The sequence below is a fragment of the Polynucleobacter sp. MWH-Aus1W21 genome (assembly GCF_018687275.1).
Classification (GTDB): Bacteria; Pseudomonadota; Gammaproteobacteria; order Burkholderiales; family Burkholderiaceae; genus Polynucleobacter.
The window spans coordinates 1,771,435-1,795,862 of sequence record NZ_CP061287.1; the positions used below are offsets into that span (position 1 = coordinate 1,771,435).

Here is a 24,428-nt window from a genome sequence, read left to right on the forward strand (position 1 = left end):
CTTGAAAATTCGCAATCAACGGGATTTTGGGGCTGGGATCATGTATATGGTCATTGGCCTCTTCTTCGCCATCATGGCTACAAACTACCCCATGGGGACTGCTGCCAAAATGGGGCCAGGCTATTTCCCATTCTATTTAGGCATCTTAATGGTCCTATTGGGAGTTCTGGTAGCAGTTAAAGCATTTGGCGCAAAAGCTGCCATCGAATCCATCCCAAAATTTAATTGGCGCATCATTGCGCAAATTACAGGTGCCGTTGTTCTGTACGGGCTATTGCTTCCTAGAATGGGATTCTTAATTGCCGTGGTCGTATTAGTTTTTGTTGCCGCTAGCGCAAGCAAAGAATTTACTTGGAAGGGTACCGCTATTAATGCAGCCTTCTTGGTGACATTTACGTATTCAGTATTTGTGGTGGGTCTGAAACTTCAGTTCCCACTCCTGCCTGTATTCCTACAACAATAACGAACCGGGACTCTGAAAAATGGATTTATTTGCTAACTTAGCGCTCGGTTTCGATACCGCGTTCACATTACAAAACCTCCTTTACTGCCTTATCGGCTGTATCTTGGGTACTTTGATTGGTGTATTGCCAGGCCTTGGCCCAATCGCAACGATTGCGATGCTGTTGCCAGCTACCTACGCATTGCCTCCGATTGCTGCATTGATTATGTTGGCCGGTATTTACTACGGCTCACAATACGGCGGATCTACAACAGCGATTCTTCTGAACATTCCGGGGGAGACGTCATCGGTGGTGACGGCGATCGACGGCTATCAAATGGCCCGAAATGGTCGCGCTGGTGTTGCACTCTTTACTGCAGGTATGGGTTCATTCTTTGCAGGTTGCGTAGCAACTTTAGTATTGGCTGCATTTGCCGCCCCACTCTCTCAACTCGCATTTAAGTTTGGTCCTGCTGAATACTTCTCCTTGATGGTCTTAGGTTTGATCGGTGCAGTTGTATTGGCATCCGGCTCTTTGATCAAAGCGATTGGCATGATCATCTTGGGTCTCTTGATGGGCTTGATTGGTACTGACGTGAACTCTGGTGTATCGCGCTATGCGTTCGATATTCCTGAATTGAGCGACGGTATCGGCTTCGTAGCTGTTGCAATGGGCGTGTTCGGTTTCGCAGAAATCATGGGCAACCTTGAGAAAACTGGCGAAGACGAAGGCTTCCTCAATAAGCTCACCAGCATGGTTCCTACCAAGACTGATGTGAAGCGCATGATTCCTTCTATCTTGCGCGGTACAACGATTGGCTCAATCCTAGGTATCTTGCCAGGCGGCGGCGCAGCTTTGGCAGCGTTCGGCGCTTACTCTGTTGAGAAAAAATCCTCTAAGTACAGCCATGAATTTGGTAAGGGTGCGATTGAGGGTGTTGCAGGTCCAGAAGCAGCAAATAACGCTGCAGCTCAAACCTCATTCATTCCATTGCTCACATTAGGTATCCCACCAAATGCCGTGATGGCTTTGATGGTTGGTGCGATGACTATTCACAACATTCAGCCAGGCCCACAAGTAATGACCAGCAATCCAGCACTCTTCTGGGGTCTGATTGCTTCTATGTGGATTGGTAACGTGATGTTGATCCTCTTGAACTTACCTTTGATTGGTATCTGGGTGAAGCTCTTGAAGATTCCTTATCGTTTCCTCTACCCAGCTATTTTGGTGTTCTGCTGTATCGGCGTGTACACCGTAAATAACACTGTGTTTGACGTTTATGTGACCGCAGGCTTTGGCTTGATTGGTTACTTGTTCTTCAAACTAGGTTGCGAACCTCCTCCATTGCTTTTGGGCTTCGTGCTCGGACCAATGATGGAAGAGAATTTCCGTCGCGCCCTATTGTTATCCCGCGGCGACTTCACTACTTTTGTAACCCGCCCACTGTCATTAGGCCTGTTGATCGCGGCAGCCCTCTTGGTCGTGATCGTGGCTCTGCCAGCAGTGAAGAAAACTCGCGAAGAGGCATTCGTGGAAGATTAATTCCCCGTACCTCTCCAGAAATGAGCCCGCAGCAGTTTGCGGGCTTTTTCTTTATGGGCCAGGGGTTTTCTCTACAATGTGGCTATGTCCCAAGATAGCAAACCCTCCAAAGCAAATACCGGCGCTGTAGCCGAGCCATCCAACTTCTTACGTCAGATCATTGATCATGACTTGGCAAGCGGCGCTTTTTCTCAGCGTACGAATTTGGCTGGGGAAGCTATACCATCCATCATCACCCGTTTTCCGCCGGAGCCAAATGGCTACCTGCATATTGGTCACGCCAAAAGTATTTGCCTCAACTTCGGTTTAGCTGCTGATTACAACAATCAAGCTGGTGGCGCTCGTTGCAATATGCGCCTAGACGATACCAATCCAGTTAAAGAAGATGTGGAATACGCTGACAGTATTTTGGATGCGGTGAAATGGTTAGGCTTTGATTGGGGAACTCATCTGTATCACGCAAGTGACTACTTTGACAAACTCTATGAGTTTGCTGAGATCCTGATTCAGAATGGCAAAGCATATGTTGATAGCCAAAGCGCGGATGATATTCACACTAATCGCGGCAACTTTGGTCAAGCCGGGAAAAATAGCCCTTATCGCGATCGCAGCCCAGAAGAAAATCTGCAACTGTTCCGCGACATGCGCGATGGCAAGTTCAAGGATGGCGAACATGTTCTTCGCTTGAAGATTGATATGGCGCATCCGAACATCGTGATGCGTGACCCTGTGGTTTATCGCATCCGCCATACTGATCACCATCGTACCGGCAGCAAGTGGTGCATTTACCCACTTTATGACTTCACCCATTGCATCTCTGATGCGCTAGAAAATGTCTCCCACTCCATATGCACATTGGAGTTCGAGAACAACCGTCCTCTCTATGACTGGATTGTGAATTCACTAAAAGAATTGGGCGTATTTAAAGATCCAGTACCGCATCAGTATGAATTCGCTCGCCTCAATCTGACTTATACGATCACCAGCAAACGCAAGTTATTGCAACTGGTTGAAGAAAAGCATGTTGAAGGCTGGGATGATCCCCGTATGCCAACGATCGTAGGCATACGTCGTCGTGGGTACACTCCGGAAAGTATTCGCCTGTTCTGTGAACGCATTGGTGTTTCAAAGGCAGACAGCTGGATTGATATGAGCACGCTTGATCAGGCGCTACGCGATGATCTTGAAGTCAGAGCACCACGCGCTACCGCAGTACTAAAACCACTCAAGCTCGTAGTAGAGAACTTTGATGCTTCAACAAAAGAAGCTTGTTCTGCACCACGTCACCCCAATCATCCAGAATGGGGTAATCGTGAGTTTAATTTCACACGTGAACTATGGATTGAAGCGGATGACTTTATGCAAGAGCCGATCAAAGGGTTCTTCAGACTGTATCCACCAATTGGCAATCAGCCTGGTAGTCGTGTGCGCTTACGCCATGGCTTTGTAGTCGAGTGCACTGGCTTTGAAACTGATGCTCAAGGCAATGTCACGCAAGTTAATGTGACTCACTTCCCTGATAGCAAGAGCGGAACCCCAGGCTCCAATAACTATAAGGTTAAGGGCAATATTCATTGGGTCAGCGCTGCTGAAGCGATTCCAGCTGAAGTGCGTCTATATGACCACCTCTTTAGCGACCCACATCCAGATAGCGGGGACAAGAATTTCTTGGATGCAATTAATCCAAACTCCAAACAAACTATTGCCGCTTATTTAGAGCCCTGCATGAAGGATACCAAGCCCGAAGATCGCTTTCAGTTTGAGCGCCATGGTTACTTTGTTGCTGATAAAAATGATTCCAAGCCTGGCAAGCCAGTATTTAACCGTACGGCTGGCCTTAAGGATTCTTGGAAATAGTTTTTAGAAAATGTCCTACGCTTGGATAGCGTAGTGGTATTTTGAGTTCATGCAAGCGGGTGTTAGTGACTCTGCGTGACTCGCGCATAAATGACCACAGCATCGGGCTGACAATTTTCTGCAGCTCATTCCCAGGCAAACGAGTCGGCCTTTGTAGCCCAAAGGCATCCGCGACTTCATCGAAGTAATCGCCCATCTTCGTCTCCCCACCATCGCAGGTATTAATGATGCGCTGAGGTTTGCCGTGATACACCGCTGCACATACCAACCTTGCCAAATCATCGCTGTGAATATGGTTAGAGTAGGCATCCTCCTCAGGGAGTAGCGCTGGTGTTTGAGATTCCAAGCGCTCTATTGGCAAACGATCGGCAGCATAAATACCAGGAACACGCAAAATGGTCACAGTGACACCATTTGCGGGGCCCCATAAACGAAGTGCTCGCTCGGCATCTACTCTTCTTTTGGCACGTTCACTTTGTGGGTTTACTGGTGTAATTTCACTCACTTTGGCGCCCCGATGATCCCCATAGACACCGGTAGTACTGATATAGATTAGACGCCTGACGGCATTTGAGCCTTGGGCTAAAATTCGAATTAGGTTGCGGGTTCGGCAATCGCGATTTCCACTATTTTGAGGTGGCGCCAAATGAATCACGGTTTGAGCTAAACCGGCCAGGCGCCATAAAGACTCTGGTTGATCCAGGTTGCCCAAAATGGGAGTTGCGCCAACTCCCCTCAACTCCTGAAAGCGACTTAACTGAGAGGTCAGAGCATAAACACGATGACTTCGCGAGAACTGTTTGGCTACCCGAAGACCGATATCTCCGCAGCCAATAATTAGAATTGAAGGTTTACCAAAAGATTGCATAAGTGACATCGTAACGATTTATTGAAAGGAATGAGAGTGTCTTATCAAGTCACGCTCAAAACGAGCGGCAAACAATTTACTGTCAATCCAGATGAAAACGTCTTGGAGGCCGCCCTTCGCCAAGGAATCAATCTGCCCTATGGCTGCAAAAATGGTGCCTGTGGCTCCTGCAAAGGCAAAGTCGTGGAAGGTCAAGTTACCCACGGGCAGCATAGTGAAAGCGCCCTTTCCAAGGCAGACGAAACTGCTGGCGGCATTTTATTTTGCTGCGCACACCCTCAATCAGACCTGCTCATTGAGGCACGTGAAGTCCAAGGCGCTGGTGATATTGCGATTCGTAAGGTACCTTGCCGAGTCAATACCATCAACAAACCGAGTAGTGATGTTGCCATTCTGAAGCTGCAGTTGCCTGCCGCTGAGCGCTTTCAATTCTTAGCTGGTCAGTACATAGAGTTTCTTCTCAAGGATGGTCAACGTCGTGCCTACTCTATTGCTAATGCGCCTGAGCAAGAAGGCCCACTTGAGTTACATATTCGCCACTTACCTGGTGGCTTATTTACCGACTTTGTATTTGGTGCTGTTACGCCAGCACTAAAAGAAAAAGATATCCTGCGCTTTGAAGGCCCCCTGGGAAGTTTCTTTTTAAGAGAAGACTCTAAAAAACCGATTATCTTTGTTGCCGCTGGCACAGGATTTGCACCAATCAAATCTATCATCGAGCAAATGCAGGCAAAGAAGATTCATCGACCAATTCACCTATACTGGGGTGGACGTCGCCCAAGTGATTTGTATTTGGATGATTTGTGCAAAAACTGGGAAAAAGAAATTTCTGACTTCAAATACATCCCCGTGATCTCAGATGCACTCGCAGAAGATGGTTGGCAAGGTCGAACCGGCTTTGTACACCAAGCAGCGATGGCCGATCATCCGGATATGAAGGACTTTCAAGCCTATGCTTGTGGCGCCCCTGTCATGGTCAACGCCGCCAGAAATGACTTTTCAGCCAAGTGCCAACTGCCCGATGAAGAATTCTTTGCCGACTCCTTTACCAATGCAGCGGATTTAGCGACAGCCTAGGAGCCGAAAAATCAAATCAGCGAGATAATAGAAGCCTTATCTGTCCTTATTAACTTATCAATCCATACCAGCATGAATAAGCCACTCCAGACCATTGACACCCATTCAGTCATGTTTATTACACCGCGTCCAGAAGTGGTGATGGTTGAAGGCAAGGGCTCTTGGTTAGCAGACAACAATGGCAAACGCTATTTAGATTTCTTGCAAGGCTGGGCTGTGAACTGTCTAGGTCACGGCAACCCAGGAATGATTGAAGCACTCAATGTGCAAGCAAAGAAACTGATCAATCCAAGTCCTGCGTTCTACAACGAACCCATGATTGGTTTATCTAATCTTCTCACTGAAAATAGCTGCTTTGACAAAGTCTTCTTTGCAAATAGTGGTGCTGAGGCTAATGAAGGTGCCATTAAGTTGGCACGTAAATGGGGTCAGCTCAATAAATCTGGCGCTTTTGAAATCATCACCTTTGATCATAGTTTTCACGGACGCACATTAGCAACAATGAGTGCTTCTGGTAAACCCAACTGGGACACTATGTTTGCTCCACAGGTTGCAGGCTTTCCCAAGGCCGACTTAAATGATTTGGAATCTGTAAAAAAACTCGTGACCGATAAAACGGTTGCAGTCATGCTCGAGCCAGTTCAGGGTGAGGGTGGCGTCATTCCCGCTACGAAAGAATTTATGCGTGAGCTGCGCAAGTTCACTAAAGAAAACAACATCCTTTTGATTGCCGATGAAGTGCAAGCTGGGTGCGGCCGTACTGGCGCGCTTTTTGCTTACCAAAACTACGGTATTGAGCCGGACATCATGACTCTGGGTAAAGGTATTGGTGGTGGCGTTCCATTGGCGGCCTTATTGGCTACAGATGCAGTGGCATGCTTTGTGCCTGGCGATCAAGGTGGAACATATAACGGCAACCCTTTGATGACTGCAGTAGGTATTAGCGTGATTGAGCAGCTCTTGGCACCAGGATTTTTAGACGGCGTTAAAGCCAAAGGCGAGTTACTCAAATCAGAATTACTCAAGCTTTGCGCTGAATTTAATCTTGAAGGCGAGCGCGGTGAAGGATTGCTGCGCGCCTTAATGCTCGGAAAAGATGTTGGCCCAAAACTAGTTGAGCTAGCGCGTGATCGCAGCCCCGAAGGTTTGTTGATTAACTCACCAAGACCAAATCTGCTCCGCTTTATGCCTGCTTTGAATGTATCTGATGATGAAATTCGTCAGATGTGCAATATGCTGCGTGAGTTACTCAAGGAAGTAGCGTAAGACTTACCGTCGCCAACTGCCTACTTATTCACCGAGGTAGGCAGCTCTCACTCTTGGATCTTCCAGCAAATCCTTGCCGGATCCACTGAGGGTAATTAAGCCGCTTTCCATGACATAAGCGCGATCTGCCATCTGTAAAGCTAGTCTTGCGTTTTGCTCTACGAGCAAAATAGTCATCCCGCTCGAGGACAGACTGCGAACAACATCAAAGATTGTCTCAACCATGATCGGGGATAAACCCATTGATGGCTCATCCAATAGCAATAACTTTGGCTCAGCCATCATCGCCCTGCCCATAGCAACCATTTGTTGCTCGCCCCCAGAAAGCGTACCTGCTAGCTGAGATAAGCGCTCTTTCAACCTTGGAAAATACGAATACACTTCTTCAAGCTTACGCTCGATATCTTTGGGATTGGTTTTTAAGTAAGCGCCCATTTGGAGATTCTCCAAAATCGTCATGCGCTTAAATACGCCTCGCCCTTCCGGCACCATACCCAGACCCAGACGAACCAATTCATACGCAGGCAACCTTTTTGTTTCCTGATTCATAAAATCAATCTCGCCAGCCGATGGTGTCAGCAAACCGGCAATGGCTTTCATACTAGAGCTCTTGCCAGCACCATTCGCCCCAATCAAGGCAACAAGCTCACCTTGATTGACGTGCAAATCTATCCCTTTAACAGCGTTAATGCCGCCATAGGAGACCTTGAGATCTTTTACATTAAGTAAGGCGCTCATCATGCAGCCCCTTGTCCGAGATAGGCTCTGATGACCTCTGGATGCGTACGTACATCTGCAGGCTTCCCAGAGGCAATCACCTTACCGTAATCAAGCACAGTTAGGCTATCGCAAATACCCATCACCAAGCTCACATCATGCTCAATTAATAAGATGGTTTTACCATCGGCACGAATACGAAGCAGCAGTTCACGCAATTCCAGTTTCTCGGTGGCATTCATACCGGCAGCTGGCTCATCTAGCGCCAAGAGCTTAGGCTCAGTTGCTAATGCTCTTGCAATCTCAAGGCGGCGCTGATGTCCATACGAAAGATTGCGCGCCTGCATATTGGCAAACTCACCAAGACCAACATAAGCCAAGAGCTGTTGAGCCTTTTCTTTGATGGCACGCTCCTCACGCTTAGTAGATGGAAAGCGAAAGATTGCCCCTAGCAATCCGGCTTTAGTGCGGCAGTGACAACCTACCATCACATTTTCCAACACAGACATTTCACCAAAGAGACGAATATTTTGAAATGTTCTAGCAAGACCGGATTTAGTTACTTCAGATACAGACTCTGGAAAATAAGATTGGCTGTCAAATAAAAAGATTCCGGAGTCAGCCGGGTATAAACCAGTGATGACATTAAAGAAAGTAGTCTTGCCAGCACCGTTTGGGCCAATCAAGCCAACGATTGCGCCATGTGCCACTTGCAGGCCAACAGAATCTAGAGCCTGAACACCGCCAAAACGCTTTGAGACGTCCGTGACATCAAGAAGCAAGTGATTTGTTCCCGCCATTACCTTGCCCCACTCTTTTGCCAAATACCGCCTGGACGATAAAGCATGATCAAAATCAGAGCCAAGCCATAAATTAATTGGCGAATGATTTCCACATCCACAATCACATGACCAAAAAGAAACTGCTGAACTGGTTGCGCAATGCCGCGCAAGACTTCCGGAAATACCGCCAATAATATGGCACCCAAAATCACTCCTGGAATATGCCCGATACCCCCTAAAACCACCATAGCCAAGACTACGATGGACTCCCAGAGAGTGAATGACTCCGGAGAAACAAATCCCTGAAAAGCTGAAAACAGCACTCCTGCCACACCAGCAAAAGAAGCGCCAATAGCAAAGGCAAGCAATTTCATATTACGAGTATTGATGCCCATCGCTTTGGCAGCGATTTCATCTTCGCGAATCGCGATCCAAGCACGCCCAATCCGTGAGTCTTGTAAATGCATGCAAATGATTGCCACCGCAATTGCTAGCAGAAGAAATAAATAAAAGACCAAATACAAACCAGGGATTTGTACAAAACCAAGATCTAAGGGCTTAGTAAAGGGGATACCAAATATCTGGATAGGATCTATTCCAGAAATGCCTTTGGGGCCATTGGTGAGATTTAGCGGGCGATCTAGGTTATTCATAAAAATACGAATAATTTCACCGAATCCTAAGGTGACGATTGCTAAATAATCACCGCGCAACTGAAGCGTTGGTAAACCTAATATCAATCCAAATAAGGCGGCCAAAATAATTGAGAACACTGCTACCATCCATGGTGAAAAATGGATCCCCTCCGGAAACGTCGCTGCAATGGTTTCAAACTGAGTTGGCAGATGAGGGGAAGCCAATAAAGCAAAGCTATACGCGCCCAATGCATAAAAAGCGATGTAACCCAAATCCAAAAGACCCGCAAAGCCAACAACTACGTTTAAGCCTAAAGCGAGCACGATATAGAGCAAAGCAAAATCGAGCACTCGCACCCAATAGTTACCACCACCCGCCCCCACTACCCAAGGCAGCAGCAACAAAGCAATGACTCCGAGCCATAAATAGGCAGAGCGATTCAGGTGAATAAGGCGATTAGCAAAAAGGCTTTTAAGCACGATCAGAAACCTTCTCGCCCAATAAACCGGTAGGCCGTAATACTAAGACTAGGATCAAAACTAAGAAGGCAAAAATATCCTGATAGTTTGAGCCAAAGACTCCACCAGTGAGCTCACCGATATACCCAGCGCCCAAAGATTCAATCAAACCTAATAACAGGCCACCTAACATTGCGCCCTGCAAATTTCCGATACCGCCCAGAACAGCAGCAGTAAATGCTTTGAGACCCGGAATGAAACCCATATAAAAATGCACGTTGCCATAGTTGCTGGCAATCATCACACCCGCCAGTCCCGCCAATGCGCCACCCAACATAAAGGTGATTGAAATGACGCGGTTTGGATTAACACCCATCAGTGCAGCAATTTGAGTTTGCTCAGCAGTAGCGCGCATTGCTCTACCAAGCTTTGTTTTTTCAACCAGGAACAATAAGCCAGCCATCACTACTAAGGCCACCATGATGATCACAATTTCTTTGCCAGTTATCGTTGCACCACTTCCCCATAAATCAATTGGGGCTGACGGCAGTAATTGCGGATAGGTCATAGGATTGCGTGACCAAATCATCATCGCGATGGTTTGCAGCAAAATGGACATGCCAATTGCTGATATCAGCGGTGCCAGACGAGGTGCATTACGAAGTGGGCGATAAGCAATCCGCTCAATCCAGTAACTTAATCCAGCACATACCGCCATCGTAACTGGCAAGACAATCAGCAGGGTGAGCCAACCCGGCAAGTCACTTGTTAAGCTCAAGATCAAGCGCAACAAGGAAAGCGAAACCATTGCGCCAATCATCAAGACTTCGCCATGCGCAAAATTGATAATCCCTAACACACCATAGACCATGGTGTAGCCCAACGCGATCAGGGCATAGATGCTACCCAGCACTAAGCCATTAATAATCTGCTGAAGCAGGATGTCCATTGGAATTAAGAATTTATTAAGTCTAGATAAAAAAATAGCACCGCAGTAGCGGCGCCATTTTTTGATAAGGGGTTATTACATCTCAATGACATCAAGAACGGTTTTCTTTTTGTCCCTGAAATCGTACAAGGTAATGACGCCTTTTTTCATATCGCCTTTGTTATCAAAAGCAATATTACCTACTAAACCTTGCATGTTCGTATCTGGCATAGCAGCCAAAATCTTTGCTGGATCAGTTGAGTTTGAACGCTTCATAGAATCTACCAAAACATAGACAGCGTCATAAGTGAATGGTGCATAAATTTGCACATCGGCATTAAAGCGCTCTTTGTAACGCTTCTGGAAATCAGCGCCTTGCGCCATCTTTGATAAAGCCATGCCGGCTTCCGAGCAAGTCACATTCACTACCGCCTCGCCCGCCAATTCAGCAAGCTTCTCGGTACACATGCCGTCTCCACCAACTACTTTTGCTTTAATACCAAGTTCGGCAGCCTGTTTGGTTAATGGGCCACCAGTAGCATCCATTCCGCCGTACATGATGACATCTGGCTTACTACCTTTAATCTTCGTCAAGATAGCCTTGAAATCAGTAGCCTTATTGTTGCTCGCCTCGCGTGTAACCACCTTCATGCCAGCAGCCTTAACAGTTTTCTCAAATTCATCAGCCAAGCCTTTGCCATACTGAGTCGAGTCATCAATAATCGCTACCGTCTTTGCCTTCAAAGTGTTGGCAACGTAATTGGCAAGTGCTGGACCTTGTTGCGCATCAGTCGCCACTAAGCGGTAGGTCGTCTTAAATCCTTGCTTGGTGTAGTCAGGGTTAGTGGCGGATGGTGATACTTGCGTAATGCCAGCATCACTATAAATACGCGAGGCTGGGATGCTCGTTCCAGAGTTTAAGTGCCCCACAACACCAACTACTTTGGCATCAACCAACTTTTGTGCTACCTGCGTAGCAGTCTTCGGATCTTCTGCATCATCCTCAGGCACTAAAGTCAGCACCACTTTTTTTCCATCAATGGTTAAGCCAGCTTTGTTAATTTCCTCAAGCGCTAAGCGAGCACCATTCTCATTATCTTTGCCTAGGTGAGCAATAGGACCCGTCAAAGGCGCAACGTGACCAATCTTTACCTCAATTCCATCTGCGGGTGCAGCAGCAGATTTCTCCCCACCCTTACCGCAGGCAGCCAACAACATAGCAGAAGCCGCCAAAGCAAGAGCCCCTCTTGTAAAAGTAATGTTCGATTTGTTCATGTACAGCTCCTCTGTTATGAATAGATACTTCAATCAACTAAATTTTTAGGCAAGGAAAAGGTTACATCCTCCACCACGCCGTCAAGCGCACGCACACTTCTTGGACCAAACTCCTGAATACGACTGACTATTGACTGCGCCAAACTTTCTGGTGCAGATGCTCCAGCGGTTAAGCCCACTCGTTTTTTTCCAGCAAACCATTCTGGCTTAAGTTGCTCTGGGGCATCAACCATGTAAGACGGTACGCCTAGCTTTTCAGAAAGTTCGCGCAAGCGATTAGAGTTCGAGCTCGTCACACTGCCCACCACAATAACCACCTCAACTTGAGGGGCCATAAATTTCACAGCATCCTGGCGATTCTGAGTGGCGTAACAAATATCTTGTTTGCGAGGTTGAACAATATTGGGGAACTTTTTAGTTAAGGCTTCAACGATTTCTTTTGTCTCATCTACTGAGAGCGTAGTTTGCGTAACGAATGCAATCTTCTCTTCGGCTGAAAACGGCAAAGCACTTACATCGCCGAGCTTCTCAATTAAGAATACGCCTTCTTTAACCTGCCCCATAGTCCCTTCAACTTCAGGATGTCCCGCATGACCAATCATCAATACTGTGAAGCCCTCTTTGCACATTTTGACGACCTCAAGATGAACCTTGGTAACCAAAGGGCAAGTAGCGTCGTACACCTGCAATCCTCTGGATTCCGCGTCTTTACGCACCTCTTGAGAAACGCCATGAGCACTAAATACAACAATGCCACCCTTAGGAACTTCATGCAACTCACCTACAAATACGGCGCCCTTATCGCGCAGTTCATTCACCACATAAGCGTTATGCACAATTTCATGGCGAACATAGATTGGCGCACCAAAACGATTAAGCGCTTCATTCACAATGTTGATTGCACGATCAACGCCCGCACAAAAACCACGCGGTTGCGCCATCAAAATTTCTGCGTTATTGGAATCGCTCATGGTTTACAGAATCGCCACAATCTCAGCTTCAAAAGTTACTGGTCTACCTGCAAGCGGGTGGTTGAAATCAAACCACGCACCTTCATCATTAATCGATTGCAAAACACCCGCGTACTGTGCACCGCCAGGAGCATTGAACTCAATGACATCTCCAGGATTAAATTCCACATCGTCATCTCGACCTTCTTTCAAGGCCTTTAGAGATACCCACTGCACCAAATCTTCTTTCCGCTCACCAAAACTTTCTTCGGGAGCAAGCAGCGCACTTTTTTTCTCGCCAACACCTAAACCCAGCAAGACCTTTTCAAAACAAGGAGCAAATTGTCCAGACCCCATCAAAACCGTCGCAGGGCGATCGATAAATGTATTGATGTAATCCTCCCCGTTAGGCAAGGTGAGCCGATAGTTGAGAGTCAAATAGGAATTAGGCAAAACGGTAAGCTTAGTCATAAGGTGATTGTATCTAGGCCAGCGCTTGCTGTGCACTCTCCAATTACTGATTGGCCAAAAAATGATCAGCCCAGAGAAAAGCTTCGCGCAAACGGAGCGGCAGCACTTTCTGATGCAGAATTACTTGCCATTTTTCTGCGGGTGGGGGTTAAGGGAAAAAGTGCCGTAGCCCTCGCCAAAGATCTACTTCATCACTTTGGAAGCCTCCCCCGACTGCTAGCCAGCAGCCCCCAAGAATTCACCAAGATTCACGGCATGGGCCTGTCAAAGTGGGCGCAGATTCAAGCAGCCTATGAACTCGTTAAACGAAGCTTAGAGGACGGCCTTACCCAGGACCCCATCTTTTCATCTCCTAACCATGTCAGGGAGTTCTTGCAGGCCAAAATTGGCCGCCTTCCCCATGAGGTCTTCCTTTGTCTTTACCTAGACTCCAGGCTACATTTAATTGAATGTGAGGAGCTTTTTAGGGGTTCCATTACCCAGACAGCCATTTACCCCCGAGAGATCCTCAAAGAGGCTCTGGCGAAAAATGCCAGCGCCCTCATCGTCGCTCATAACCACCCCAGCGGCAATCCCCTACCTAGTGATGCAGATCAGGATCTGACAAAGGTGCTTATAAATGCACTCCAAATGGTAGATATTCAACTCTTGGATCATTGCATTGTGAGTGGCAGTGGTTTTTTCTCTTTCTCAGATTCAGGCCTTATGAATAATAGCAATAAATGAGAGTAAATACTAACTTATTGGGATATTTTAGATCTCGAGACCCCTTCCTTGCTCACATCCCCCCTAATAAAGACAATTAGGGCTAGCCCAAAACAGGCCGGGACTGATACAATCTTCTTTTTTCGCAATTAATGGAGTTATGTCATGGCAAAAGTTTGCCAAGTCACTGGGAAGAAGCCGATGGTTGGCAACAATGTATCCCATGCAAACAATAAAACGAAGCGTCGCTTTTTGCCGAATTTGCAAAACCGTCGTTTCTGGGTTGAATCTGAAAACCGTTGGATTAGCTTGCGCTTAACCAATGCTGGTTTGCGCGTTATCGACAAGAACGGCATTGATGCTGTGTTGTCTGATCTCCGTGCACGTGGCGAAATTTAAGGAGCGCACAAATGGCTAAAGGCGGCAGAGAAAAAATCAAGTTAGAGTCATCAGCAGGTACTGGTCACTTCTACACAACTTCAAAAAACAAGCGTACAAAGCCTGAGAAAATGGAGATCATGAAGTTTGATCCAACCATTCGCAAGCACGTTGCTTACAAAGAAACAAAGCTGAAGTAATTACTTCTTTTCATCAAATAAAAACCCGCTATATCAGCGGGTTTTTTATTCCCTAAAGTTCGTTGAGATTAAGCGTAGCGACGCAATCTCAGAGAAAACTCACGCAGACTAGTTAAACCACTTTCCTCTGCATGCTGACACCAAGCATGCAACTGCGATAGCAATTGTTCTTTGGTGGCTGAAGAACGACCCCAGATAGCTTGTAACTCACGACGCATTTCAATCATCTTGCGCAACTGAGCATTACTTGCCATCAACTCTTCAAGCTTTAGTTTCTCCTGTTCAGTCAAGCGTGACTCGTCCTTAGCCAACCAAGTGCGAGCATCATCCAAATGCGCAGCTAATACCTGCATGTGCTGCACTTCATTGCTAAAGAAGCTACGCAATGTCTTGCTATAGCGAGCCATGATTTCATAGCGATTCGCAATGATGGCTTCTAAAGTGTTTTGATCTGCTGGACGTAAATCACTCAGCACTGGTTTAGGAGGTGTTTTTTTCACGGTAGCCAAACCAAGGACGCTCATGATTTGGATATACATCCAACCAATATCAAACTCGTACCATTTATTCGATAGCTTTGCGCTTGTTGCAAAAGTATGATGATTGTTGTGTAGCTCTTCACCACCAATCAAAATTCCCCAAGGCACAATGTTTCTGGAAGCATCTTCGCAATCAAAGTTGCGATAGCCCCAGTAGTGGCCTATGCCATTGATCACACCAGCAGCAGTAATTGGGATCCACAACATTTGTACAGCCCAAACTGTTAAGCCAACCGCGCCAAATAAAAACACATCAATGATGAGCATGATGGCAACGCCCTGCCAAGAAAATCTGGAGTAAACATTGTGCTCAACCCAATCATCGGGAGTGCCATGACCAAACTTATCGAGAGTCTCTTGGTTAGCAGCTTCTTTTTTGTAAAGCTCCGCACCACGAGATAGCACGGTATTGATACCCAAAATCTGTGGGCTATGCGGATCATCCGCGGTCTCGCATTTAGCGTGATGCTTGCGATGAATAGCAGCCCACTCCTTGGTCACCATACCCGTGGTTAACCAAAGCCAGAAACGGAAAAAATGAGAAACGATGGGATGCAGATCTAATGCACGATGCGCTTGGCAACGGTGCAAGAAAATCGTTACGGCAGCAATCGTGATGTGGGTAGCGACCAGAGTGAAAACAAGAATCTGCCACCAAGACCAATCTAAATATCCATTGGCAAGCCAGTGGAGAAACAAATCAAAACCTGAAGCTGTATTCAAAAGGGAGTTCCAAAAGAGATCTAAACGACTATTTTAGTTCTTTGGGGGTCTTTTTGTTTTTGACCTTAATCTCTTTTTGATCATCTTTTTCAGACTCAGGAGCTGGGGAGGTAGCTTTTTTTTGGAAAACTGCTCCAAAGAAACCGTCCGTTCCATGAATGTGGGGCCATAACTGCCACCAAGGATTGTCAGGGCTGCATCCTAAAGGCAATTTTTCCTTTGGAAACAATGGTTTAAGAACTTGTGCGGCTGGAACAACCTCAAATTGAGGGTGTTTTGCCAGAAAATCCTCGGCTATTGCTTGGTTCTCTTGGGGCAATAAGCTACAGGTCGCATAAACCAGGCGGCCGCCAGGCTTTAATAACCGCGCAGCCGAGTGCAGGATGTTCATTTGTTTCTGGTTTAGCTCCAACACCCCTTCTGGAGTCTGGCGCCACTTCAAATCAGGATTACGCCGCAAAGTACCCATGCCACTACAAGGGGCATCTACCAGCACTCGATCAATCTTTCCGGCAAGGCGTTTGACCTTGGCATCGTTCTCACTATCAATCCACACCGGATGCACATTAGAAAGGCCGCTGCGGGCCTGTCTTGGCTTCAAATTCGCTAGGCGGCGCTCTGATGTGTCTAAGGCATATAGGCGCCCTGTAGAGCGCATGATGGCTCCAATCGCTAAAGTCTTACCACCAGCGCCAGCACAAAAGTCTACAACCATTTCACCGCGTTTTGGTGCAAGCAGATACGCCAAGAGCTGGCTACCTTCATCCTGCACCTCAAACATGCCCGCTTTAAAACCTGGGGTATTTTGTAAAGCTGGTTTACCCATAATGCGCACACCATCAGGCGCATATGGAGTTGGAATTGCTTGGTAACGACCACCCAATGCGTTCATCTGTGCGAGCAATTCTTCGCGATTGGTTTTCATGGTGTTCGCACGCAAATCTAATAATGCTGGATACATTAAAGATTTAGCTAACTCTTCACGAGATTCTTCACCAGGATATTTACCAAATGCATCCCACAACCACTCAGGCAAATTATTGCGAACGAGAGGATTTAAAGCGGCAGGATCAACTGTTGCAAAACGCTGCAACCATTCATATTCACCAGGCTTTAGTACGTGGGCCAAGTCAGCAATCGCACTCTCAGCACGATTGGCGGAACCCAATCCTCCTTCAGACAAAGCGGACAGCAAACCTAATAGGGCTAAGCGTCTAGCCTGAGAGCCTTCGCCGCTAGATGCAAATTGAGAGAACTCATTTTTACGACGCAAAATAGCAAACGCACTCTCTGCAATTAAAGCGCGATCACGATTACCAAGTTGCTTCTCTTCCCTGAAATAACGACTGACTACTCGGTCTGCTGGCTGCTCAAAACTCAGCAATTCAGGAAGCAAACGCTCAAGATGGATTGCATGTTGAGGCAAAGCCTTTGCATTCGAAAAATTCTTTTGGCCTTCGGGCGCAATCAAATTACCGCTAGCATTTCGACGCTCTGGTCGACGCAAGGGATCTTTCGATTTCACTGCGTAACTTTTGTGGGGGGCTAATCTGCTGCCAGATTTGCGGGGTGGACGTTCTGCACTCATAATTTAAAAAATTGCGACTCCGGGGGTTGTAACTTCACTTGATTACCTTCTATTCGCAATCGTCCATCGAGGAACCATTTTACGGCCCGCGGGTAAATTTGATGCTCGGCCTTCAAAACCCGAGCCGCCAAGGTATCTGCATCATCCCCATCAAGCACTGGAACTGAGGCCTGACAAATAATTGGTCCCTCATCAACACCCTCATTCACAAAGTGAACCGTAGCGCCATGTTCTTTGACCCCAGCCTCCAAAGCCCGCTCGTGCGTATGTAAGCCGGGAAAGGCTGGCAATAAAGCGGGGTGAATATTGATCAATCGCCCCTCAAAATGACGAATAAAGCCTGGGGTCAGAATTCTCATAAAGCCTGCTAGGACCACCAAATCAGCTCCGAGAGCATCGATCTGCTGGATTAGGGCGGTATCAAAGGATTCGCGAGAAGCGTGTGCTTTATGGTCAATGGCAAAGGCTGGAATGCCCTGCGAGCGAGCAAAATCAAGCCCCTTAGTCGCTGAGTGATTCGCTATTACCCCGGCAAAAGTAACCGGCCATTGCTCTTTTTGAGCGGTTTTAACAATGGCCTCGAAATTAGATCCGCGGCCTGAGATTAAGGTAACGATAGAAGGCATGCCCACAATATAATTGATGGCTACCCTGAAAGCGATTTTGTGAACGTATTCCGTGCCCCCACCCAGTTTTCTGCAGGACCTGCTTGTGCTCTAACCATCGGTAATTTCGATGGCGTGCACAGGGGTCATCGCGCCCTGCTGAAAGAATTGGTTGATGGCGCCAAGAGTCGAGGCCTGGTCAGTTGCGTAATGACCTTTGAGCCACACCCAAAAGAATTCTTTTCGCCTGAACAGGCTCCGCCCCGCATTCTGAATTTGCGCGACAAATTAGCAGCACTTGCCGACATCGGAATTGATCGCGTGGTTGTAGAACACTTCAATGCCGCCTTTGCAAAACTCGCCCCAGAAGAATTTGTTTCAGAAATTATCGTCAAGCGATTGAACGCTAAATGGATTTTGATCGGCGATGATTTTTGCTACGGCGCAAAACGCGCGGGAAACTTTGCTAGCTTGAAAGCGGCTGGCAAAAAATATGGTTTTGAAGTATCTAGCATTCAAACTGTCCAAGAAGAAGGTAATCGTATTTCAAGCTCTGCACTACGCACAGCACTCGCAAGTGGTGACCTGCAGTTAGCTGAAAAATTATTGGGTCGCCCTTACGGTATTTCAGGTCACGTGATTCACGGTCAACAACTCGGCCGTCAGTTAGGCTTTCCAACTTTGAACTTAGCGGTTGCTAATCACTTGCATCATCGCAAACCAGCAACGACCGGAATCTTCACTGCGCAAGTTTTGGGTTTAGGTGATAAGCCACTGCCTGCGGTTGCAAGCTTGGGCGTAAGACCCACAGTGGAGGACGAGGGCAGAGTGTTGCTAGAGACCCATATCTTTGATTACAACGCGGATGTATACGGAAAAATTATCACCGTAGAACTCCTTGAAAAAATCCGTGATGAGGCGAAGTACCCAGACCTCGCGACCCTTACACAAGCGATTGCAGCAGATGCAGCGCATGCCAGAAATTATTTCCAGAAAAAAGCTTATGTCTGAAAAAGAAAACTCTTATCCCGTTAATTTGCTAGATACCTCCTTTCCGATGCGAGGGGATCTTGCTAAGCGCGAACCACAGTGGGTTGCTGGCTGGCAAAAAAATAAGCTCTACGAAAAGATTCGTGCAGCACATGCCAACCAACCGAAGTTCATCTTGCATGATGGCCCTCCGTATGCAAACGGCGATATTCATATAGGGCATGCAGTCAATAAGATTTTGAAAGACATGATTGTGAAGTCCCGCTGGCTCATGGGTTTTGATTCTGTCTATGTGCCAGGATGGGATTGTCATGGCATGCCAATTGAAATTCAGATTGAAAAAGAGTTTGGTAAAAATTTACCGACTGCTGAAGTTCAATCTAAGGCACGCGCCTACGCGCATGTCCAGGTTGAGAAACAAAAGAAAGATTTTGAGCGCTTAGGCGTTCTGGGAGATTGGAATAACCCCTATCTCACAATGAACTTCCGTAACGAAGCTGATGAAATCCGTGCTCTGGGCAAGATCTGGGAAAAAGGCTACGTCTTCCGTGGCTTAAAACCAGTCAACTGGTGTTTTGATTGTGGCTCTGCACTTGCAGAAGCTGAAGTGGAATACCAAGACAAGACCGATCCAACAGTTGATGTCGGCTTTGCCTTTGATGATGCACAGCGTCCGCAATTGGCTAAAGCATTTAGGCTCGCAGAGCTTCCAAATAAGCCCGGTCAAATCGTCATCTGGACAACTACTCCTTGGACCATTCCTGCGAACCAAGCAATGAACGTTCATCCAGATCTGACTTATGCGCTCGTTGATGTTGGCGATAAATTATTAATCCTCGCAAAAGATCGCATTGAAACTTGTTTGCAAGACTATGGCCTTGAAGGCAAAGTGATTGCGACTTGCCAAGGCGCACAATTAGCAAATATTTCTTTCTGGCATCCATTGGCGCCATTACACGTAGGTTACAAACGCCTCTCACCAATTTATCCAGCTGAATATGTCACGCTCGATACGGGTACAGGCATTGTTCACTCAGCACCTGCTTATGGTGAAGAAGACTTTAAATCCTGCAAAGCAAACAAACTTGCTGACAAAGACATTCTCAATCCAGTCATGGGTAATGGCGTGTACGCGTCTTGGTTGCCGCTTTTTGCCAATGAATATATCTGGAAAGCAAACCCCAAGATTGTTGAAGCAATGCGTGAAGCGGGCAGCCTCTTACGCGATAAGACGTATACACACTCATACATGCATTGCTGGCGCCATAAGTCGCCCATCATTTACCGTGCCACTTCACAATGGTTTGCGAGCATGGATAAGAAACCATCTGATGGCAAAGCTAGCTTGCGTGAGACTGCACTCGCCGGCATTGAGAACACTGAGTTCTTCCCAGCCTGGGGTAAGCAGCGCTTAAACAGCATGATCGCCAACCGCCCCGACTGGACTTTGTCACGTCAGCGCCAATGGGGTGTGCCAATGGCTTTCTTTGTTCATAAGGAAAGTGGCGAGCCACATCCACGCACTGTTGAACTGCTTGAAGAAATTGCTAAGCGCGTAGAAAAAGAAGGTATTGAAGCCTGGCAAAAATTAGAAGTTGCCGAACTGCTGGGCGAAGAAGCTGCCCAATACGAAAAGAACAAAGATACCTTAGATGTTTGGTTTGATTCAGGCACAACGCATTGGCATGTCATTCGTGGTTCACACCGTGATGAGTTGTTAACTGCTGAAGCAGAAACACCAAACGGTCGCTTGGCTGACTTATACCTTGAAGGCTCTGACCAACATCGTGGCTGGTTCCACTCTTCCTTGCTAACAGGCGCCATGCTCGATGGCAAGCCACCATACAAAGCACTCTTGACTCACGGCTTCACCGTGGATGGTCAAGGTCGCAAGATGAGTAAGTCCGTGGGCAATGTGATTGCCCCTCAACAAGTAGCAGATAAGCTTGGCGCTGAAATTATTCGCCTCTGGGTAGCTTCTACCGACTACTCAGGCGAAATGACGATCTCGGACGAGATTCTCAAGCGCGTTACTGAGAGCTATCGCCGTATTCGTAATACGCTTCGCTTCTTGTTGGCCAACCTGTCAGATTTTGATCCAAGCAAGCACGCGATGCCCGCCGACCAGTGGCTTGAGATTGATCGCTATGCTGTTGCGCTTGCTAACGCACTACAGAATGATGTTGAGGCACACTATAAGGCTTATGAATTCCAACCTGCTGTCGCGCGCATGTTGACTTTCTGTTCTGAAGATTTAGGCGGCTTCTACCTAGATATTCTGAAAGATCGCCTCTACACCAGCGCACCAGATTCCCCCGATCGCCGTGCAGCGCAGAACGCTCTATTCCATATCACTCGCAATCTCTTGAAATGGCTGTCTCCATTCCTCTCCTTCACAGCAGAAGAAGCCTGGAAAGATTTTCCGCATGGGTCAGGAACTAAGCCTGCTGAATCTATCTTCATGGAAGAGTTTGGTCATTTCCCAGAAATTGCTCATGCTGATGAGTTGCTCGCCAAATGGAGTCGCATTCGTGAAATTCGCTCTGAAGTGACTAAGGCAATTGAAGTGGAGCGCGAGGCCGGCAATGTGGGCTCATCCTTACAAGCAGAGCTGACAATCAAAGTGGGTGATATCGACTTTGCGATTTTGCATTCGCTTGAAGATGACTTACGCTTTGTCACTATCACCTCTAGTGCCAATATTGAGTTGAGTAATGCAGGCCTAGAAGTATTGGTAAGGGGCAGTCAATATAAGAAGTGTGGTCGCTGCTGGCATCATACCAAAGATGTTGGAAGCAATGTCGATCACCCAGAATTGTGTGGTCGCTGCATTAGCAACTTATTTGGCGACGGTAATCACCGTCTATTTGCTTAAGAGCCCTTCATATGAAAAGCCTTACCCTGCTTCGTTATCTCGCAATTGCGATCATCGTGCTCTTGCTAGATCAACTCAGCAAGTGGTCGGCACTGAGTAATTTGCAGATGGGGGTACCTGAACCAGTATTACCCTTCTTAAATTGGTTACTCCTCTTTAATCCAGGTGCAGCATTTTCATTTCTGGCGCAAGGTTCTGGTTGGCAGCGCTGGTTCTTCACCATTCTTGGTCTGGCAGCCTCTATCTACATTATTTGGCTTCTATATAAAAGCCAAAGCGACAAACTACTCTGCATAGCTCTGAGTCTTATCTTGGGTGGAGCCCTGGGAAACGTCCTGGATCGAGTCATGTATGGTGCTGTGGTCGACTTTATCGATCTGTATTACGCCAATTGGCATTGGCCAGCATTCAATATTGCTGATAGCGCTATCTGTATTGGCGCCGCCCTCATCATTTGGGGTGAATTACGCAAGTCATTTGGCAAATCTGCCCAATCCCATTAAGCTGGCGCCATGCAATCACTTATTAATAAGAAGATCGTTCTCGGCATCTCTGGCGGCATTGCAGCCTATAAAGCTCCAGAACTTGCTCGCCAGTTAATGCAAGAAGGTGCTTCGGTACAAGTAGTCATGACTGAAGCTGCTCAGCAATTTGTAACACCAGTAACCATGCAAGCCCTCACAGGCAACCCAGTTTATTTAAGCCAATGGGATAGCACCATTCCAAATAATATGGCGCACATTGAACTATCTCGTTCAGCAGATGCCATTTTGATTGCGCCCGCAAGCGCTGATCTGATGGCTAAGCTTTCATTGGGCTTGGCTGACGACTTGTTGACTACTTTATGCCTTGCAAGAGATTGCCCACTTTTGCTGACTCCAGCAATGAATAAACAAATGTGGGAGCACGCAGCTACCCAGAGAAGTGCGCAAAGACTGATTGAGGATGGCGTTACCCTGCTTGGCCCTGCCAGTGGTTTCCAAGCTTGTGGTGAAGTAGGCATGGGCAGAATGCTCGAACCTGCTGAAATTACCGAGCAAGTGATTGCCTTCTTCCAGAAAAAAACTTTAGTCGGTAAAAAAGTACTGATTACTGCCGGCCCTACTTTTGAAGCAATCGATCCAGTGCGGGGCATCACCAATCACAGCTCAGGCAAGATGGGTTTTGCAATTGCGAGAGCTGCTATCGAAGCCGGTGCTCAAGTCCACCTCATTGCTGGCCCCTGCGATCTTGATACACCACTGTTGGCAACAGGACAAATTACCCGCACTAACGTAGTTAGCGCCAAAGAAATGCACACAGCCGCCTTAAATGCTACCGACTGCGATATTTTCTTTGCTGTAGCTGCTGTTGCTGACTGGAGAATCGCCAAGCCCGCAAAAGAAAAGATTAAGCGCGAGGGTAAGCAAGCCCCTAACCTAGAATTTATTGCTAACCCAGACATCTTGCTAGATGTTGCCAAGACGGTCAAGACCAAAGGCGGGAAGTCCTACCCTTATTGCGTTGGTTTTGCTGCCGAATCTAATGACCTTGAAAAGCATGCCGACGAAAAGCGTAAGCGCAAAGGCATACCAATGATTGTCGGCAATATCGGCCCAGATACCTTTGGCAGCGACCTCAATCAATTGATTGTTATTGACGCTAGTGGGAGCAAGAAAATTGCTAAGGCAGAAAAACTGCAATTAGCACGCCAACTCATTCAATTAGTTGCCAAGAAAATTTAAGCAGCACCCCCACTTTTTTACTTACATTCCCCGTTTTAGGAAATTCCATGCAATCTCTCCAAGTCAAAATTCTCGATGAACGTATGCGCGACCAATTGCCAACCTATGGCACACCTGGCAGCGCTGGACTCGATTTACGCGCTTGCATTGATGAGGCGATCGAAATTGCCCCAGGTCAAACGGTTCTTGTGCCGACTGGCTTAGCAATTTACGTCGAAGATCCAGGCTATGCAGCGTTCATCCTTCCACGCTCAGGATTAGGTCATAAACATGGCATCGTACTGGGTAACCTAGTGGGCCTAATCGATTCTGACTACCAGGGTCAACTGATGGTGAGCACCTGGAATCGCGGATCAACCCTATTCAAACTTGAGCCGATGGAGCGCTTAGCTCAATTGGTGGTGATGCCAGTGCAACAGGTGGAACTTAAAGTAGTGGAAGAGTTCACCGAAAGCAGTCGTGGTGCAGGTGGTTTTGGCAGCACTGGCAGAGCTTAAGTCATGCTCTTTTTTAAACGCCTGTATCGTTGAAACAAAAAAGCCACCTGTAGGTGGCTTTTCTTTGAAGCGCGAATTGCTTATTTACGAATATGTGCTTTACGAGCAGCATCTTGTGACATGCCAGCGCCAGCACCTTCACGAGATTCTTTTTCAGCAGTAATCTCTTTGCGACGCTCTTTGCAAGAACCGGCAATCTCTTGCAGAGCTTTACGAGCACGAGCAGCAGAAGCTTTAATGCCTTTACCTTGAAACTTTTCATTCTCAGCTTTGTAAGTTTCAAAAGCTTCTAGTAATTTATCGTGATGAGACATATTTTCCTTTTTTGGTTTGG

General features: G+C 47.1%; 25 protein-coding genes. 13 read left to right on the forward strand and 12 right to left on the reverse strand.

Going from position 1 to position 24,428, the window contains the following annotated elements:
- Nucleotide 1: 1 nt before the first annotated feature.
- The 3 genes from ICW03_RS09215 to ICW03_RS09225 all read left to right on the forward strand — a co-directional run bounded on the left by ICW03_RS09215 (nt 2) and on the right by ICW03_RS09225 (nt 3,842).
- On the forward strand, nt 2-463 hold the full coding sequence (locus ICW03_RS09215; protein WP_215347571.1) for a tripartite tricarboxylate transporter TctB family protein: 462 nt from the start codon (nt 2-4) through the stop codon (nt 461-463).
- A 19-nt stretch (nt 464-482) separates the two neighbouring features.
- Nucleotides 483-1,985 (forward strand): tripartite tricarboxylate transporter permease, encoded by a 1,503-nt coding sequence (locus ICW03_RS09220; RefSeq protein WP_215347573.1) that lies wholly within the window; start codon nt 483-485, stop codon nt 1,983-1,985.
- An 84-nt stretch (nt 1,986-2,069) separates the two neighbouring features.
- Nucleotides 2,070-3,842 carry a glutamine--tRNA ligase/YqeY domain fusion protein gene (locus ICW03_RS09225; RefSeq protein ID WP_215347575.1) on the forward strand — a complete coding sequence of 591 codons (1,773 nt, stop codon included), beginning with the start codon at nt 2,070-2,072 and terminating at the stop codon, nt 3,840-3,842.
- Here ICW03_RS09225 and ICW03_RS09230 read toward each other — a convergent pair.
- Nucleotides 3,823-4,719, reverse strand: coding sequence for an SDR family oxidoreductase (locus ICW03_RS09230; RefSeq protein ID WP_251374384.1), 897 nt, complete (start codon nt 4,717-4,719; stop codon nt 3,823-3,825). The genes ICW03_RS09225 and ICW03_RS09230 overlap by 20 nt on opposite strands.
- Before the next feature lie 27 nt (nt 4,720-4,746).
- Here ICW03_RS09230 and ICW03_RS09235 point away from each other — a divergent pair, with 27 nt between their 5' ends.
- Together ICW03_RS09235 and ICW03_RS09240 are read left to right on the forward strand one after the other, a co-directional pair.
- Nucleotides 4,747-5,787: a CDP-6-deoxy-delta-3,4-glucoseen reductase gene (locus ICW03_RS09235; protein ID WP_215347577.1), complete on the forward strand. Its 1,041-nt coding sequence runs from the start codon at nt 4,747-4,749 to the stop codon at nt 5,785-5,787.
- A gap of 72 nt (nt 5,788-5,859) precedes the next feature.
- The gene (locus tag ICW03_RS09240; RefSeq protein ID WP_215347579.1) at nt 5,860-7,053 is read left to right on the forward strand and encodes an acetylornithine transaminase; all 1,194 of its coding nucleotides are present in this window, start codon (nt 5,860-5,862) and stop codon (nt 7,051-7,053) included.
- Nucleotides 7,054-7,077: 24 nt separating this feature from the next.
- On the opposite strand, the gene ICW03_RS09245 is transcribed toward ICW03_RS09240, so the two are convergent.
- The 7 genes from ICW03_RS09245 to ICW03_RS09275 form a co-directional block, all read right to left on the reverse strand.
- Nucleotides 7,078-7,794: an ABC transporter ATP-binding protein gene (locus ICW03_RS09245; RefSeq protein WP_215347580.1), complete on the reverse strand. Its 717-nt coding sequence runs from the start codon at nt 7,792-7,794 to the stop codon at nt 7,078-7,080.
- Nucleotides 7,791-8,570: an ABC transporter ATP-binding protein gene (locus ICW03_RS09250; RefSeq protein WP_215347582.1), complete on the reverse strand. Its 780-nt coding sequence runs from the start codon at nt 8,568-8,570 to the stop codon at nt 7,791-7,793. Before ICW03_RS09250 ends, ICW03_RS09245 begins: the two co-directional genes overlap by 4 nt.
- A complete protein-coding gene (locus tag ICW03_RS09255; protein WP_215347584.1) occupies nt 8,570-9,667 on the reverse strand; it encodes a branched-chain amino acid ABC transporter permease in 1,098 nt (365 codons plus the stop codon). The genes ICW03_RS09250 and ICW03_RS09255 overlap by 1 nt, the downstream gene beginning before the upstream one ends.
- Entirely contained in the window at nt 9,660-10,595 is a 936-nt protein-coding gene (locus ICW03_RS09260; protein WP_215347586.1) for a branched-chain amino acid ABC transporter permease, read from the reverse strand. Before ICW03_RS09260 ends, ICW03_RS09255 begins: the two co-directional genes overlap by 8 nt.
- A gap of 75 nt (nt 10,596-10,670) precedes the next feature.
- Entirely contained in the window at nt 10,671-11,849 is a 1,179-nt protein-coding gene (locus ICW03_RS09265) for a branched-chain amino acid ABC transporter substrate-binding protein (RefSeq protein WP_215347588.1), read from the reverse strand.
- Nucleotides 11,850-11,878: 29 nt separating this feature from the next.
- Complete coding sequence (gene ispH, locus ICW03_RS09270) at nt 11,879-12,820, reverse strand: 4-hydroxy-3-methylbut-2-enyl diphosphate reductase (RefSeq protein ID WP_215347589.1); 942 nt, start codon at nt 12,818-12,820, stop codon at nt 11,879-11,881.
- A gap of 3 nt (nt 12,821-12,823) precedes the next feature.
- Nucleotides 12,824-13,270 carry a peptidylprolyl isomerase gene (locus tag ICW03_RS09275; protein ID WP_215347591.1) on the reverse strand — a complete coding sequence of 149 codons (447 nt, stop codon included), beginning with the start codon at nt 13,268-13,270 and terminating at the stop codon, nt 12,824-12,826.
- A 3-nt stretch (nt 13,271-13,273) separates the two neighbouring features.
- Here ICW03_RS09275 and radC point away from each other — a divergent pair, with 3 nt between their 5' ends.
- From radC to rpmG, 3 genes are all read left to right on the forward strand, one after another.
- A complete protein-coding gene (gene radC, locus ICW03_RS09280; RefSeq protein ID WP_215347593.1) occupies nt 13,274-13,996 on the forward strand; it encodes a DNA repair protein RadC in 723 nt (240 codons plus the stop codon).
- 144 nt (nt 13,997-14,140) lie between these two features.
- The gene (gene rpmB / locus ICW03_RS09285) at nt 14,141-14,374 is read left to right on the forward strand and encodes a 50S ribosomal protein L28 (RefSeq protein ID WP_011903570.1); all 234 of its coding nucleotides are present in this window, start codon (nt 14,141-14,143) and stop codon (nt 14,372-14,374) included.
- A gap of 11 nt (nt 14,375-14,385) precedes the next feature.
- Complete coding sequence (gene rpmG / locus ICW03_RS09290; RefSeq protein WP_015421876.1) at nt 14,386-14,553, forward strand: 50S ribosomal protein L33; 168 nt, start codon at nt 14,386-14,388, stop codon at nt 14,551-14,553.
- A 68-nt stretch (nt 14,554-14,621) separates the two neighbouring features.
- Here the strand turns inward: rpmG and ICW03_RS09295 are convergent, their stop codons facing one another.
- The 3 genes from ICW03_RS09295 to purN are packed head-to-tail and all read right to left on the reverse strand — an operon-like array spanning nt 14,622 to nt 18,029.
- Nucleotides 14,622-15,815 carry an acyl-CoA desaturase gene (locus tag ICW03_RS09295; protein ID WP_215347595.1) on the reverse strand — a complete coding sequence of 398 codons (1,194 nt, stop codon included), beginning with the start codon at nt 15,813-15,815 and terminating at the stop codon, nt 14,622-14,624.
- 28 nt (nt 15,816-15,843) lie between these two features.
- Nucleotides 15,844-17,403 (reverse strand): RsmB/NOP family class I SAM-dependent RNA methyltransferase, encoded by a 1,560-nt coding sequence (locus ICW03_RS09300; protein ID WP_215347597.1) that lies wholly within the window; start codon nt 17,401-17,403, stop codon nt 15,844-15,846.
- A complete protein-coding gene (purN, locus tag ICW03_RS09305; RefSeq protein WP_215347599.1) occupies nt 17,400-18,029 on the reverse strand; it encodes a phosphoribosylglycinamide formyltransferase in 630 nt (209 codons plus the stop codon). The genes ICW03_RS09300 and purN overlap by 4 nt, the downstream gene beginning before the upstream one ends.
- A 39-nt stretch (nt 18,030-18,068) precedes the next feature.
- Between purN and ICW03_RS09310 the strand changes: the two genes are divergently transcribed.
- The 5 genes from ICW03_RS09310 to dut are packed head-to-tail and all read left to right on the forward strand — an operon-like array spanning nt 18,069 to nt 24,094.
- Nucleotides 18,069-19,019, forward strand: coding sequence for a bifunctional riboflavin kinase/FAD synthetase (locus ICW03_RS09310; protein WP_215347601.1), 951 nt, complete (start codon nt 18,069-18,071; stop codon nt 19,017-19,019).
- Entirely contained in the window at nt 18,994-21,873 is a 2,880-nt protein-coding gene (gene ileS / locus ICW03_RS09315; RefSeq protein ID WP_371819925.1) for an isoleucine--tRNA ligase, read from the forward strand. Before ICW03_RS09310 ends, ileS begins: the two co-directional genes overlap by 26 nt.
- Nucleotides 21,874-21,884: 11 nt before the next feature.
- Nucleotides 21,885-22,376, forward strand: a complete 492-nt coding sequence (lspA, locus tag ICW03_RS09320) for a signal peptidase II (RefSeq protein ID WP_215347605.1) — start codon at nt 21,885-21,887, stop codon at nt 22,374-22,376.
- Between the two features lie 9 nt (nt 22,377-22,385).
- Nucleotides 22,386-23,597, forward strand: a complete 1,212-nt coding sequence (coaBC, locus tag ICW03_RS09325) for a bifunctional phosphopantothenoylcysteine decarboxylase/phosphopantothenate--cysteine ligase CoaBC (RefSeq protein ID WP_215347607.1) — start codon at nt 22,386-22,388, stop codon at nt 23,595-23,597.
- 47 nt (nt 23,598-23,644) lie between these two features.
- Nucleotides 23,645-24,094 (forward strand): dUTP diphosphatase, encoded by a 450-nt coding sequence (gene dut, locus ICW03_RS09330; protein WP_215347609.1) that lies wholly within the window; start codon nt 23,645-23,647, stop codon nt 24,092-24,094.
- An 80-nt stretch (nt 24,095-24,174) separates the two neighbouring features.
- On the opposite strand, the gene ICW03_RS09335 is transcribed toward dut, so the two are convergent.
- On the reverse strand, nt 24,175-24,408 hold the full coding sequence (locus ICW03_RS09335; RefSeq protein WP_068320954.1) for a hypothetical protein: 234 nt from the start codon (nt 24,406-24,408) through the stop codon (nt 24,175-24,177).
- Between the last annotated feature and the right edge of the window lie 20 nt (nt 24,409-24,428).